15 protein-coding genes are annotated in these 13,651 nt (G+C 64.2%); 10 read left to right on the top strand and 5 right to left on the bottom strand.

Annotation, left to right across the window (positions count from 1 at the left end):
• Positions 1-2: 2 nt before the first annotated feature.
• The gene (secB, locus tag OZ411_RS33920; protein WP_130581413.1) at positions 3-497 is read right to left on the bottom strand and encodes a protein-export chaperone SecB; all 495 of its coding nucleotides are present in this window, start codon (positions 495-497) and stop codon (positions 3-5) included.
• A gap of 416 nt (positions 498-913) precedes the next feature.
• Here secB and OZ411_RS33915 point away from each other — a divergent pair, with 416 nt between their 5' ends.
• From OZ411_RS33915 to OZ411_RS33905, 3 genes are read left to right on the top strand one after another with little or no spacing between them, the layout of a single operon-like run.
• The gene (locus OZ411_RS33915) at positions 914-1,612 is read left to right on the top strand and encodes a Tim44/TimA family putative adaptor protein (RefSeq protein ID WP_282531419.1); all 699 of its coding nucleotides are present in this window, start codon (positions 914-916) and stop codon (positions 1,610-1,612) included.
• The gene (locus OZ411_RS33910; protein WP_282531418.1) at positions 1,536-3,116 is read left to right on the top strand and encodes an MltA domain-containing protein; all 1,581 of its coding nucleotides are present in this window, start codon (positions 1,536-1,538) and stop codon (positions 3,114-3,116) included. The genes OZ411_RS33915 and OZ411_RS33910 overlap by 77 nt, the downstream gene beginning before the upstream one ends.
• Entirely contained in the window at positions 3,113-3,700 is a 588-nt protein-coding gene (locus OZ411_RS33905; protein ID WP_282531417.1) for a Smr/MutS family protein, read from the top strand. Before OZ411_RS33910 ends, OZ411_RS33905 begins: the two co-directional genes overlap by 4 nt.
• Positions 3,701-3,797: 97 nt before the next feature.
• Here the strand turns inward: OZ411_RS33905 and hslU are convergent, their stop codons facing one another.
• From hslU to hslV, 3 genes are all read right to left on the bottom strand, one after another.
• On the bottom strand, positions 3,798-5,099 hold the full coding sequence (hslU, locus tag OZ411_RS33900) for an ATP-dependent protease ATPase subunit HslU (protein WP_282531416.1): 1,302 nt from the start codon (positions 5,097-5,099) through the stop codon (positions 3,798-3,800).
• Positions 5,100-5,188: 89 nt separating this feature from the next.
• Positions 5,189-5,647 (bottom strand): GNAT family N-acetyltransferase, encoded by a 459-nt coding sequence (locus tag OZ411_RS33895; RefSeq protein ID WP_282531431.1) that lies wholly within the window; start codon positions 5,645-5,647, stop codon positions 5,189-5,191.
• 27 nt (positions 5,648-5,674) lie between these two features.
• Entirely contained in the window at positions 5,675-6,232 is a 558-nt protein-coding gene (gene hslV, locus OZ411_RS33890) for an ATP-dependent protease subunit HslV (protein WP_130578044.1), read from the bottom strand.
• 181 nt (positions 6,233-6,413) lie between these two features.
• On the opposite strand from hslV, the gene hisB reads away from it, so the two are divergent.
• The 7 genes from hisB to coaA all read left to right on the top strand — a co-directional run bounded on the left by hisB (position 6,414) and on the right by coaA (position 11,181).
• A complete protein-coding gene (hisB, locus tag OZ411_RS33885; protein ID WP_130225513.1) occupies positions 6,414-7,007 on the top strand; it encodes an imidazoleglycerol-phosphate dehydratase HisB in 594 nt (197 codons plus the stop codon).
• A gap of 109 nt (positions 7,008-7,116) precedes the next feature.
• Positions 7,117-7,647, top strand: coding sequence for a DUF2628 domain-containing protein (locus tag OZ411_RS33880; protein ID WP_282531415.1), 531 nt, complete (start codon positions 7,117-7,119; stop codon positions 7,645-7,647).
• The gene (hisH, locus tag OZ411_RS33875) at positions 7,644-8,294 is read left to right on the top strand and encodes an imidazole glycerol phosphate synthase subunit HisH (RefSeq protein ID WP_282531414.1); all 651 of its coding nucleotides are present in this window, start codon (positions 7,644-7,646) and stop codon (positions 8,292-8,294) included. The genes OZ411_RS33880 and hisH overlap by 4 nt, the downstream gene beginning before the upstream one ends.
• Positions 8,291-9,031, top strand: coding sequence for a 1-(5-phosphoribosyl)-5-[(5-phosphoribosylamino)methylideneamino]imidazole-4-carboxamide isomerase (hisA, locus tag OZ411_RS33870; RefSeq protein ID WP_282531413.1), 741 nt, complete (start codon positions 8,291-8,293; stop codon positions 9,029-9,031). The genes hisH and hisA overlap by 4 nt, the downstream gene beginning before the upstream one ends.
• 8 nt (positions 9,032-9,039) lie before the next feature.
• A complete protein-coding gene (gene hisF, locus OZ411_RS33865) occupies positions 9,040-9,816 on the top strand; it encodes an imidazole glycerol phosphate synthase subunit HisF (RefSeq protein ID WP_282531412.1) in 777 nt (258 codons plus the stop codon).
• Between the two features lie 75 nt (positions 9,817-9,891).
• Entirely contained in the window at positions 9,892-10,215 is a 324-nt protein-coding gene (locus tag OZ411_RS33860) for a phosphoribosyl-ATP diphosphatase (RefSeq protein ID WP_282531411.1), read from the top strand.
• A gap of 9 nt (positions 10,216-10,224) precedes the next feature.
• Positions 10,225-11,181 carry a type I pantothenate kinase gene (coaA, locus tag OZ411_RS33855; protein ID WP_028164789.1) on the top strand — a complete coding sequence of 319 codons (957 nt, stop codon included), beginning with the start codon at positions 10,225-10,227 and terminating at the stop codon, positions 11,179-11,181.
• Positions 11,182-11,294: 113 nt separating this feature from the next.
• Here the strand turns inward: coaA and OZ411_RS33850 are convergent, their stop codons facing one another.
• Complete coding sequence (locus tag OZ411_RS33850) at positions 11,295-13,538, bottom strand: response regulator (RefSeq protein ID WP_282531410.1); 2,244 nt, start codon at positions 13,536-13,538, stop codon at positions 11,295-11,297.
• Positions 13,539-13,651 lie beyond the last annotated feature (113 nt).

Below are 13,651 nucleotides of genomic sequence, written 5' to 3'. Positions count from 1 at the left end.
GATCAGCTCGGTTTCACGCCGGGCGCCGGGGCGGCTTGTGTCGCTGCCTGCCGCTCCATGTTCTGGCGGTACAGGCCGACGAAATCGACGGGATCCAGCATCAAGGGCGGGAAGCCGCCATCGCGCACGGCGGTGGCGATGATCTCGCGCGCGAACGGGAACAACAGCCGCGGGCACTCGATCATCACCAGCGGGTGCAGGTTCTCCTGCGGCACGTTCAGGATCCGGAACACGCCGGCATATTGCAGATCGAAGCTGAACATCACCTTGCCGGCACTCTCGGCCTTGCCGTCGACCGAAAGCGTCACCTCATATTCGCTCTCGGCGAGGTTCTGGGCCGAAACATTGATCTGGATGTTGATCGCCGGTTGCTGCTGCTGCGGCCCGAGCGAGGCCGGCGCGTTCGGGTTCTCGAACGAGAGATCCTTGGTGTATTGCGCCAGCACGTTGAGCTGGGGCGGGGCCTGCTCGGGGGGTGCGCCGTTGCCGTTGGTCATGGGAAGCTCTCCTGAGCACTGGCGATCGGAGACGGTCTGACGTCCGAAGCCGCAGTTAAGGTTTTGGAAATGCTGGTGCCGGGCGAGTGGCTATCATAGCCCCACAGTGCTCCACAAGGCGACAGTCCTTGATTGCCAAACCTTCGCCGATTTACCGCCGGGATCGTCAATCGCGGCTGAAAGGCGGCACCATTTGCCCCCTAAACATTTGAAGATGCGTGATTTCCAGGCATCATCGGATTTCCCCTCGCCGCCAAAACGCGCTACAATGCCCGCGCCAAAACGCGCCATTGGCCGAGCGGAGTTTCGTGCCTACATGCTGCAGACTCAATTGGCGAGGTAATCTCCGCCGTTCCCTGAGCGGAACGCCCGCTGGGGCGGACCGTTGCCGGTGCAGATCAGAAAGCGAACACGACGTGGATATCTACACCATCATTTTCCTGGCGCTGGCCGTCTTCATTTTCCTGCGCCTGCGTAGTGTCCTCGGACAGCGCACCGGCAGCGAGCGGCCCCCCTATGACCGTGCGGCCCCGAATGTCCTGCAGCGGGACAATAATGTCGTCCCGATGCCGGGCTCGGTGATCGACCAGCCGCCTCCGCTGCCGAGCAAGGACGTGACGCCGCCTTCCGATCGCTGGAAGGGAATTGCCGAACCCGGCACGGCGCTGGCGCAGGGGCTGGATGGCATTGTCGCCCAGGACTCTTCTTTCGATCCGCGCCATTTCATCTCGGGTGCGCGGAGCGCCTATGAGATGATCGTGCTCGCCTTTGCGAATGGCGATCGCCGCGCGTTGCGCGACCTGTTGTCGAGCGAGGTCTATGACAGCTTCGATGCTGCGATCAAGGATCGCGAGAAGCACGAGCAGAAGACCGAGACCCGCTTCGTCTCGATCGACAAGGCCGAGATCGTCGGCGCGGAAGCACGCGACCGTGCGGCGCAAGTCACGGTTCGGTTCGTGTCGCAGATGATTTCCGTCACCCGCGACAAGGCCGGTACCATCGTCGACGGCAACCCGGAAAAGGTCGCCGATATCACCGATGTCTGGACATTCGCCCGCGATACGGCGTCGCGCGATCCGAACTGGAAACTGGTTGGCACTGGAAGCGCCCACTGATCGGCTTCGCCTTGCGCGTCTCACGGCCGCGTGCTGCGCAATCGCTCTTCTATGCTCGACGGCCGCGCTAGAGGCGCGGCCAAGGCACGCCGCGAAGGCGACCAGGCATTCGGCCGTTCAGCACACCCGTCACCTCCCCTATCCGCACCTGGAGTTGCCGCTGCAGATCAGCGGCAGCCAGTATGAACCGCTGGCCTGGATCGACATGCCAGGCTGGAGCGATGACGATCACCTTGCGGCCTACAAGGCGTTTCGTGCGAGCTGCCGGCCGATCGCCGCCGAGCACGGCCTGCCTTCGGAATCGAAGGCACTCGGCACCTCGTTGCGCGATCCCTGCCGCATCGCCAAGGGCTTGGAACTCACCGACGAGGCCAAGGCGAAAGCGTTCTTCGAGGAGCATTTCCTTCCGCTGCGCATTTCGCGGCTCGGCGAGGGCGAGGGTTTTGTCACCGGCTATTACGAGCCCGTGCTGGATGGGTCGCGGACCCAGACCGACGTCTACAACGTGCCGGTCTACCGCCGCCCCTCGAACCTGTTCGTCCGCGGCGCCAAGCAGAGCTCGAGCGGCCTGCCGAACAAGGGCCAGGTGTTCCGCAAGATCGGCCGCCGCAAGCTCGTGCCGTATTATGATCGCGCCGAGATCGAGGACGGCGTGATCGCCGGCCGCGGCCTCGAGATCTGCTGGCTCAAGGAGCAGACTGATCTGTTGTTCGCGCAGATTCAGGGCTCGGCGCGGGTGCGCTTCGAGGACGGCTCGACATTGCGCATCAATTATGATGCTCACAACGGCTATCCCTATACGCCGGTCGGCCGCATCCTGATCGACCGCGGCATCGTCCCGAAAGAACAGATGTCGATGCAGAAGATCAGGGACTGGATGGCGCAGAACCCTGATGGCGCCAAGGAATTGCGGCGGCAGAACCGCTCCTATGTATTCTTCCGCGAGGTGCAGCTCTCCGACAAGGATGAAGCGGTCGGCGCGCAGGGCGTGCCGTTGACGCCGGGTCGTTCGATCGCGGTCGACAAGGCGCTGCACGTCTATGGCACGCCGTTCTTCATCGAGGGCGAATTGCCGATCGAATCCGAGCAGTCGAAGACGCCGTTCCGCCGCCTGATGATCGCGCAGGATACCGGCTCGGCGATCGTCGGCCCCGCCCGCGCAGACCTTTACTTCGGCGCCGGGGCCGATGCCGGAAAAGTCTCGGGCCGGCTGCGGCATAGTATGCGCTTCGTGATGCTGGTGCCGAGGGGCCTCGATCCCGTCGCGCGCGGACGCAAGATGCCGGTACCGGATGAGCGGCCGTCGGAAAAGATCGCAAAGCTGTTTCCGCAAACCGATCCGAAGGAAAAGAGCGCGGCGAAGCCCGTGGATGCGTCCGCTGCATCGGGCGCGCAAGCTGCATCCGTCGCAAGGCCGGTGCCGCTGCCGGAGCGGCGGCCCGGCATCAAGGCGGGGAATGAGCGGCGCCATCGGCATTTCCGCCATCACCGCTATTACAGATGAAGCGTCCCGTTCCGATTGCAGATCCCGCGCCGCCGCGGCGAAGGCGCGCGCTCAGCGAAGAAGAGCGTGCGCTGTGGGAAAGCGTTGCAAAGCAGGTCAAGCCACTGCGCAAACGCCATCCCGTTGCGAAGGCGCACGCCGCGCTTGAAGCAGAGACCAAGGTCGCCGCGAAGCCAGTTGCCCCCACGAAGCCGATTCCGGTCAAGTCCGCACCCACGCCGCGTCCGCAGACGCCGCCGCCACTGGCGCCGATCGGCCGCCGCGAGCGCGCGCAACTCTCGCGCGGGAAGAAGGAGATCGACGCCCGGCTCGATCTTCATGGCATGACGCAGACACGCGCGCATCGCGTGCTGCTTACGTTCCTGCAGCGTGCGCATAGTAACGGGCTGACTTTCGTGCTCGTCATCACCGGCAAGGGCAAAGCCGGCGGCGCTGATGCCGAGCGCGGCGTCTTGCGCCGCCAGGTGCCGCAATGGCTGAGCCTGCCCGAATTCCGCGCGCTCGTCGTCGGCTTCGAGGAAGCCCATATGGGCCACGGCGGCGAGGGCGCGCTCTATGTGCGGGTGCGGCGAGCGAGGATCTAGTCGATCCGTCATTGCGAGGAGCGAAGCGACGAAGCAATCCATCTCTCCGCAAGTGGAGAGATCGATCGCTTCGCTTCGCTCGCAACGACGGTTGCTCTTACAAAATGAACCTGCTCAAATCGGCGTTCTTGGCGAGGTCGCCGACATGCTTACGCACATAATCGGCATCGACCGTGATGGTGTCGCCGTGGCGATCGGGCGCGGTGAAGGAGATCTCGTCCAGCACCCGCTCCATCACCGTCTGCAGCCGCCGCGCGCCGATATTCTCGACAGTGGAGTTAACGGCGACAGCGACGTCGGCGAGCTCGTCGATGGCGGTGTCGGTGATCTCCAGTTTCACGCCTTCGGTTTGCATCAGCGCAACATATTGCTTGATCAGCGACGCCTCGGGCTCGGTCAGAATGCGGCGCATGTCGTCTCGGGTCAGCGCCTGCAATTCGACGCGGATCGGCAGGCGGCCCTGCAATTCCGGCAACAGGTCGGAAGGCTTTGCGATATGGAACGCGCCGGAGGCGATGAACAGGATGTGATCGGTCTTCACCGGGCCATGCTTGGTCGAGACTGTGGTGCCCTCGATCAGCGGCAGCAGGTCGCGCTGCACGCCCTCGCGCGAGACGTCGCCGCCGGCGCGATTCTCCCGCACGCAGATCTTGTCGATCTCGTCGAGAAACACGATGCCGTTGTTCTCGACCGCGTTGATCGCTTCCTGCACCAATTGATCGGTGTCGAGCAGCTTGTCGGATTCCTCGTTGACGAGGATTTCGTGCGAGCCCGCCACGGTCAGACGCCGGGTCTTGGTGCGGCCACCCATCTTGCCGAAGATGTCGCCGATTGAAATGGCGCCCATCTGCGCGCCCGGCATGCCCGGGATCTCGAACATCGGGAAGCCGCCGGAGGACTGCGTCTCGATCTCGATCTCCTTGTCGTTCAATTCGCCGGCGCGCAATTTCTTGCGGAAGGATTCCCGCGTCGCCGGGCTCGAAGCCGGCCCGACCAGTGCATCCAGCACGCGTTCCTCGGCGGCAAGTTGCGCCCGCGCCTGAACGTCCTTTCGCTTGCGCTCGCGGATCAGCGCAATCGCGACCTCGACGAGATCGCGCACGATCTGCTCGACGTCGCGGCCGACATAACCGACCTCGGTGAACTTGGTGGCTTCGACCTTGAGGAAGGGCGCGCCGGCGAGTTTTGCCAATCGCCGCGCGATTTCGGTCTTGCCGACGCCGGTCGGCCCGATCATCAGGATGTTCTTCGGCAGCACTTCCTCGCGCAGGGAACCGGAAAGCTGCAGCCGCCGCCAGCGGTTGCGCAAGGCGATGGAGACCGCGCGCTTGGCGTCGGTCTGGCCGACGATGAAACGGTCGAGTTCGGAAACGATTTCGCGGGGGGAGAAGTCGGTCATGTCACCTAGCTAGGGGTTCAAGGCTGCGAGAGCAAGCTGAGGTTAGATTGCCGGCAGGCCGGAAATCATGTCGAGTTTGTAACCTGCGGTCATGCGTCACAGACCATCAAGAAAGCCGGGCCGTCGGGCGTGTCGATCATGCGGACTTTCTCAAATCCCGCTTTCTCATAGGCGCGCACGGCGCGAGCATTGTTCGGATCGGGATCGGTGACGATGCGCGGCGCGCCCTGCCCCAACCGCTCGATGACGAAGCGGCGGATCAATGCTGAGCCGTGCCCGCGTCCGATCATGTCGGGCTCGCCGATGAAGAGATCGATGCCGCGTGTGCCTTTGGGATGAGCTCCGAAGCCTTCATTCCAGGCCGTCAACGCGTAGCACTGGATGTAGCCGAAATCGCTGCCATCGACTGAGACGATGAACTGGTCCATCGCCGGCTCATCGAGATCGCCACTCACCAGCGCATATTGCTCGGATGGATCGCCCCACCATTCCCGGACATGCGGCAGCGCCAGCCAGCGCTCGATCAGCGCAAGGTCGGCCGCCGCCATCTCTCGGAAGGTGTAAGACTGCAAGGTTCAGCCTCCCAGCGTCTCGATCGTCACGTTACGGTTGGTGTAGACGCAGATGTCGGCGGCGATATCGAGCGAGCGGCGCACGATCGCCTCGGCGTCCTTGTCGCTGTCGATCAGGGCGCGCGCCGCGGCCAATGCGTAATTGCCGCCCGAGCCGATCGCCATGACGCCGGCCTCCGGCTCCAGCACGTCGCCGGTTCCGGTGAGGACCAGGGAGACGTCCTTGTCGGCGACGATCATCATCGCCTCCAGCCGCCGCAGATAGCGGTCGGTGCGCCAGTCCTTGGCCAGCTCCACGGCCGCCCGGGTCAGTTGCCCCGGGTATTGCTCGAGCTTGCTTTCCAGCCGCTCGAACAGGGTGAAGGCATCGGCGGTGGCGCCGGCAAAGCCGCCGATCACGTCGCCCTTGCCGATCCTGCGAACTTTCTTGGCATTGGCCTTGATCACGGTCTGGCCGATCGAGACCTGTCCGTCGCCGCCGATCACCACCTTGCCGCCCTTGCGGACGGTTACGATCGTGGTGCCGTGCCAGACGGTCGGCTCGTTTTGGGATGCTTGCATGGGGTACCTCTTTGTCCGAGCAGATTTAGGCGGTCGGCCAGTGGCTTACAATCGGCTGATTTGAAGCCTGTTCGGTCACCATGGCCGCAACTTGGCCGCTTTTTGCGTCATCCCGCAGTAGCGAAGGGGTCATCGGCCTGTTAAAAGACGCCCGTTTTCGGCACGGGAAAGCTCAATTTTCATGCGCACGGCGACGATCAAGCGCAAGACCAAGGAGACGGACATCGAGGTGGCGGTAAACCTCGACGGGTCCGGTGTGTCCCAGGTTTCGACCGGGATCGGCTTCTTTGACCATATGCTCGACCTCCTGGCGCGGCATTCGCGCATCGATATCACGGTCAGGGCCGAGGGCGATCTCCACGTCGATTACCACCACACCACTGAGGATGTCGGGATTGCGCTCGGACAGGCCGTGAAACAGGCGCTTGGCAACATGGCGGGCATCACCCGCTATGCCTCGATCCACATGCCGATGGACGAAACGCTGTCGCGCGTGGTGATCGACATTTCGGGCCGTCCGGTGCTGGTGTTCAAGGTCGCCTTCCCCCGCGACAAGATCGGGGAGTTCGACACCGAGCTGGTGCGCGAATGGTTCAATGCGTTTGCGATGAACGCCGGCGTGACTTTGCACGTCGAGACCCTATATGGCGAGAACAGCCATCATATCGCCGAATCTTGTTTCAAGGGTCTTGCGAGAGCGCTTCGCGCGGCTGTCGCGATCGATCCGCAGGCCGCGGGCGAAGTGCCCTCCACCAAGGGCAAGCTCGGCGGTTGATTTCCCGGGCATGGTCCGGAAAACTCGGTCCTGGCTTTCCCTCGCGACAAACGCGAAGCGTTTGCGCGGAGATCATGCTCAAACCAAAAGTTCGCGGCGGAGAGTTTTGATGCCGGTCTACACAGTGCATGCCCCCGTAGGGAACAATGCCGATCTTGCGGCAACCGACAAGTTCACCTTCGTGCGCGACGGCTTTCATTTCTGGGCGGCCATTGCGAGCGTGATCTGGCTGGCCTGGCACCGGCTGTGGCTGGCGCTGATCGGCTGGGTCTTGCTGATGGCGGCGATCGATTACGGCTTGGCAAAGCTCGGCATTGGCCGCGGCACGATCCTTGCCGTGGATGTCGTGCTGGCGCTGCTCTTGGGATTCGAGGCTGCAAGCCTGAAGCGCTGGACATTGTCGCGCGGCAGATGGCGCCAGCTCGACGTCGTCGTGGCCGATGACGAGGAATCCGCCGAGCGCCGCTTTTTCGATCGCTGGACCGCGGCGCATCGTGGCCTCGTCAACGACCAATGGTCGGTCGACCGCGGCGGCCCGCCGCCGACGCGGAACAATCCGGGCCAGCCGTTCTCCAAGCCGCCGCCGCTGCCGCAGGGCGGCATTATCGGGTTGTTTCCAGAGCCGGGAGGATCGCGATGACGGTTGCCATCATCGATTACGGTTCGGGCAACCTGCACTCGGCGGCGAAAGCGTTCGAGCGCGCCGCGCGCAGCATGGAAGATCCGCAGAAGATCATGGTGACGCGCGATCCCGACGCGGTGTTCCGCGCCGACCGCATCGTGCTGCCGGGCGTCGGCGCCTTCGCCGATTGCCGCCGGGGCGTCGATGCGCTCGACGGTATGCTCGAGGCGTTGACGGAAGCCGTGCGGGTCAAGGCGCGGCCGTTCTTTGGCATCTGTGTCGGCATGCAGTTGATGGCGACGCGCGGCAAGGAACACGTGACGACCGACGGCTTCAACTGGGTTGCCGGCGACGTTGAAAAGATCCAGCCTCGCGAGGAGAACCTGAAGATCCCGCACATGGGCTGGAACACGCTCGAAGTGCTGCGCGAGCACCCCGTGCTGGAGCGCCTGCCCCTTGGGCCGGACGGCCGCCACGCTTATTTCGTGCACTCCTATCACCTCAATGCGGCCAATGAGCAGGACGTGCTGGCGCGCGCCGATTACGGCGGGCCGGTCACAGCCGTCGTTGCAAAAGACACCGCGATCGGTACGCAGTTTCACCCCGAGAAGAGCCAGCGCTTCGGGCTGGCGCTGATCTCGAATTTCCTGAAGTGGAAGCCGTGATCCTCTTTCCTGCCATTGACCTCAAGAACGGACAGTGCGTGCGCCTGGAGCAGGGCGACATGGCGCGCGCCACCGTGTTCAATCTCGATCCGGCGGCGCAGGCGCGCGCCTTCGCTGCTCAGGGATTCGAATATCTGCATGTCGTCGATCTCGACGGCGCCTTTGCCGGCAAGCCGATGAATGCGCAGGCCGTCGAGGCGATGCTGAAGGCGGTCACGATGCCGGTGCAGCTTGGCGGCGGCATCCGCGATCTCAGGACGGTGGAAGCCTGGCTGGAGAAGGGCGTGGCGCGCGTCATCATCGGCACCGCGGCGGTCCGCGACCCCGAGCTCGTCAAGAGCGCCGCGAAGAAGTATCCCGGCAGCGTCGCAGTCGGGCTCGATGCCCGTGACGGCAAGGTCGCGGTTCAGGGCTGGGCCGAAACATCGGAGGTGACGGCGCTCGAGATCGCGCAGCGTTTCGAGGACGCCGGCGTTGCCGCAATCATCTTCACCGACATCGCCCGCGATGGCCTTTTGAAGGGCCTCAACCTCGATGCCACGATCGCTCTCGCCGAGAGCATCTCGATCCCCGTCATCGCTTCCGGCGGCTTTGCTTCGATCGATGATGTGAAGGCATTGCTGGAGCCACGCGCGAAGAAGTTGGCGGGTGCTATCGTCGGCCGCGCGCTCTATGATGGCCGGCTTGATCCTGCAGCCGCATTGCAACTGATCCGCAGCGCCAGCGCCGCGGCTTAGGAGACGATATGTTCAAGGTCCGCGTCATTCCCTGCCTCGACGTCAAGGACGGCCGCGTGGTCAAGGGCGTCAATTTTGTCGATCTGCGCGACGCCGGCGATCCCGTCGAGGCCGCGATCGCCTATGACGCCGCCGGCGCCGACGAGCTCTGCTTCCTCGACATCACCGCGACCCACGAAAATCGCGGCACCATGCTGGACGTGGTACGGCGGACCGCCGAGGCCTGCTTCATGCCGCTGACCGTCGGCGGCGGCGTCCGCACCATCGACGATATCCGCACGCTCCTGCGCTCCGGCGCCGACAAAGTGTCGATCAATTCCGCAGCGGTCAGCCGTCGCGAATTCGTCAAAGAGGGCGCCGAGAAGTTCGGCGAGCAGTGCATCGTGGTCGCGATCGATGCCAAGCGCGTCAACCGCGCGGGCGGCTCGGACCGTTGGGAGATCTTCACCCATGGCGGCCGCAAGGCCACCGGCATCGAGGCGATCGAATATGCCCAGGAAGTGGTCTCGCTCGGCGCCGGCGAGATCCTGCTGACGTCGATGGATCGGGATGGCACTCGGCAGGGCTTCGACCTGGAGCTGACGCAGGCGATTGCCGATAGTGTCCCCGTACCGGTCATCGCGTCCGGCGGGGTCGGCAACCTCGATCATCTCGTCGACGGCATCCGCAAAGGGCACGCTACCGCCGTCCTGGCCGCCTCGATATTCCATTTCGGCGAATTTACCATCCGCCAGGCCAAGGAGCACATGGTGCGTGCAGGGCTGCCCATGCGTCTCGATCCCTAGGACTCGCCGTCACAAAAGTGCTAAGTCCCCTCCGGGGGAAATTGCCGGCTTTCACGCCGGTCCGGGTGCTCAAGTATGTCGCGTTTCACGGTCCACGATCTGGACGCCATCATCGATGCCCGCGCGGCGTCGGGGGGAGAGGCGTCCTATACGAAGAAGCTGCTCGACAAAGGCGCCGAGCATTGTGCCAAGAAGCTCGGCGAGGAAGCGGTCGAGACCGTGATCGCCGCGATCGAGAACGATCGCGATCATCTCATCGCCGAAAGTGCCGATCTGGTGTTTCACCTGCTGGTGCTGTTGAAGGCCCGCGGCGTGAAGCTCGAGGACGTCGAGGCGGCGCTGGCGCAGCGCACATCCATGTCCGGGTTGGAAGAGAAAGCGGCGCGCAAGCGCGATTAGGGCACGGCCATGGATATTCAGGCACCCGACCAGCAATATAATCCGTACCGGATCTTCTCGCGCGAGCAATGGGCGAAATTGCGCGACGACACGCCGATGACGCTGGAGCCAGGCGAATTCGAGCGGCTACGCTCGATGCACGATCGGCTCGACATCCACGAGGTCGAGGACATCTATCTGCCGCTGTCGCGGCTGCTCTCGATCTATGTCGACTCCACGCAGCGGCTCTATTACGCGCAGCGGCAATTCCTCGGCATCCAGGACCGCAAGATGCCTTACATCATCGGCGTTGCGGGCTCGGTCGCGGTGGGAAAGTCCACTACCGCCCGCGTGCTGCAGGCGCTGCTGGCGCGCTGGTCGCCGCGGCCCAAGGTCGACCTCGTCACCACTGACGGCTTCCTCTATCCCAACGCCGTGCTCGAGCGGCTGGGATTGATGCAGAAGAAGGGCTTTCCGGAAAGCTACGATCAGCAATTGCTGCTCTCGTTCGTGAGCGACATCAAGGCCGGGCGGCGGCCGGTGCGCGCGCCGGTTTATTCGCACCTGACCTACGACATCGTTCCGAACCAGTTCATCGAGATCGATCGTCCCGACATCCTGATCGTCGAGGGTGTCAATGTGCTGCAGACGAGCCGCTTGCCGCGTGACGGCAAGGCGGTGCCGGTGGTTTCCGACTTCTTCGATTTCTCGGTTTATATCGATGCCGATGAGCCGGTGTTGCGCGAATGGTACGTCAAGCGCTTCCTTGCGCTGCGCGATACCGCGTTCCACGATCCCCGCTCCTATTTCCACCGCTATGCCGTGCTGTCGGACGAAGAGGCGACCGCCACCGCGATCGCGATCTGGGAACGCACCAACCGCGCCAATCTCGAGGATAACATCCTGCCGACCCGTCCGCGCGCCACGCTGATCCTGAAGAAGGGCGCCGACCACGTGGTGGAGACCGTCGCGCTGCGGCGGCTGTAGCTGCTGTCGCCCGGCATCGTCATTGCGAGCGCAGCGAAGCAATCCATCGCGCCTCACATGCGGAGGCATGGATTGCTTCGCTGCGCTCGCAATGACGGCGGAGGCAGCGGAGGCTACGCAGCCAGATGCCGCGCCGCTGCCAGTCCTCTCAGCGCCTCCTCGAGCTTCTCGCGATCGAGCGGCTTGATCAGAAAGCCGTCCATCCCCGCTTCGAAGCAGGCGGAGCGATCTTCCGCTAAGGTGTTGGCCGTCAGCGCGAGAATTGGCGTTGGTCGGCCGGGCTGGTCGGCTTCCGATTGCCGGATGCGTTTGGTGGTCTCGATGCCGTTGAGCTGCGGCATCTGGACGTCCATCAGCACGAGGTCGTATGGCGCGCCCGTTGATTTCGCCGACAACCAGGATTGAAGCGCCTCTTCGCCGTTGGTGGTGATCACTACCTTGTGGCCGAGGCGCGTCAGCAGCGAGCGCATCAGGAGCGCGTTGATCTCATTGTCCTCGGCGACCAAGATCGACAGCCCCTTGTCGGACAGGGAGGCCGGTGCCGAGCCAGCCTCGATTGGCTCGACGACGAGCTCTGCGGCGACGCTTGGGGAAGCGATCTCGGGCGTGGCGGTCAGACGAGCGGCGAGCGAGACGGCGCGCAGTGGCTTGACCAGATAGCCGGTGAACGGCGAGTCGGCGGACGGCTGCAGTTCCTGCCGGGTTGCCGGCGTGAACATCACGATCCGCTGCGTCGCATGCATCCGCGCCGCTTCCCCGAGGTGGCCGATCTCGGCCGCTCCCAGCGCGTGGTCGATCAGCACGGCATGCCATGAACGCTCGGGCAACAAGGCCTCCGCCACCATGGCATCCGACACCATGCAGGTCTGTGCACCCCAGCGCTGCAAGCGGCGCGAGATCAGCGAGGCCTCGATGCCTTGCGGCGCGACCAGCATGATCGACTGGCCCGCAAGGTCGGGCGGGCTGAACATCGGCGGTCCGTTGCTGTCGGAAGCCGCGAGCGGGATCGATAGTTCGAAGGTCGAGCCCGCGCCCGGCGTGCTTGCGAGTGCGATGCGGCCGCCCATGCGCTTGATGATGCGGTCGCTGATGCTGAGGCCCAGCCCGGTGCCGCCATAGCTGCGCGCAATGCCTTCGTCGGCCTGCTCAAACTCGCGGAAGATGCGCTGCTGCGCCTCCGGCGCAATGCCGATGCCGGTGTCGCGGACCAGGAAGCTGATTTCATTCGGCCGGATGCCGGGCTCGACCACCAGGGCGACGCCGCCGGTTGCGGTGAATTTGATCGCGTTGCCGGCGAGGTTGAGCAGCACCTGGCGCAGCCGGGCGGCGTCTCCGACCACATCCATCGGCAACCGCTCATCGATATAGGCGGCGATCTCGATTCCCTTTGCCTCCGCCCTCGGTGCCAGCAATTCGGTGATGTCCTCGATCAGTTTCGAGAGCGCGAACGGGCGCTGCTCGAGATCGATCTTGCCGGCCTCGATCTTGGAATAGTCGAGGAGCTCTTCGATCAGCGACAGCAGCGCGTCGCCGGAGGTCTTCACCGCCTTGGCGTAGGTCATCTGCTCCGGCGTCAGCGGCGTATCCATCAAGAGTCCGCTCATGCCGATGATGCCGTTCAGCGGGGTGCGGATCTCGTGGCTCGCCATTGCGAGGAAGCGCGACTTGGCGCGGTTGGCCGCATCGGCCTGATCGCGCGCCTCGGCAAGCACGCGCTCGCTTTCGGTGCGGTCGGTCACGTCACGCCCGACGCTTTGCATCTCCGCAGGCCTCCCAGCGTCGGTGCGGACGAGGCCCTCGCGCCAGGCGATCCAGCGCGGCCCGAAGGGGCCTGCGATCTTCTGGTCGTAGGTGCGGGTGCTGCTTGGCTCCAGCGCGGTGTCGCCCTGTTCCAGCACCTCGAAGGCGAAATGGCTGCCGATCAGTTCGCCGCGCGGCTTTCCCGCGAGGTCGCAATACGCGTCGTTGACGAAGGTGATCATGCCATCGCTGTCACGCAGGACGATCAGGTCGCTCTGCGACTCAAACAGGCTACGCGCGCGTTGCTCGGCTTCCTGCAGTTCCCAGTTGCGGTCGGCGAGCGCCTCGTTGTGCTCTGCGATCATGCGCAGCTTTCCGCGCATCAGCCGCAGTCGGACATTCAGCACGACCAGCGCCACGCAGGTGAGTGCGAACAGCAGACTGACAGCCACGGCAATGGTACGCGGATCACGGTCCGAAACGGCGCCAACGAGGAACGCATAACCGCCGGCGAAGGCTGCGGCGAAGACGATGAAGGCGCGGAGGATGAAGACGATCCAGGGGTGACGCCGCCCGAACCGAAGCAAGCGGAGCCTCAGTCGATAGGTCCACGTCATCGCCGATCCCCTGATCACCTGCTGAAGGCTGGCGGCTTGAGCCGCCCTTGCATGTTGGGTCGACGATGCGTCGGCGACCTTGCAAAGTGCTTGAGACAGCGTCGGGTTCCGGC

This window comes from Bradyrhizobium sp. Arg237L (assembly GCF_029990105.1).
GTDB lineage: Bacteria > Pseudomonadota > Alphaproteobacteria > Rhizobiales > Xanthobacteraceae > Bradyrhizobium.
This window is presented reverse-complemented; position numbering and strand designations above follow the sequence as displayed.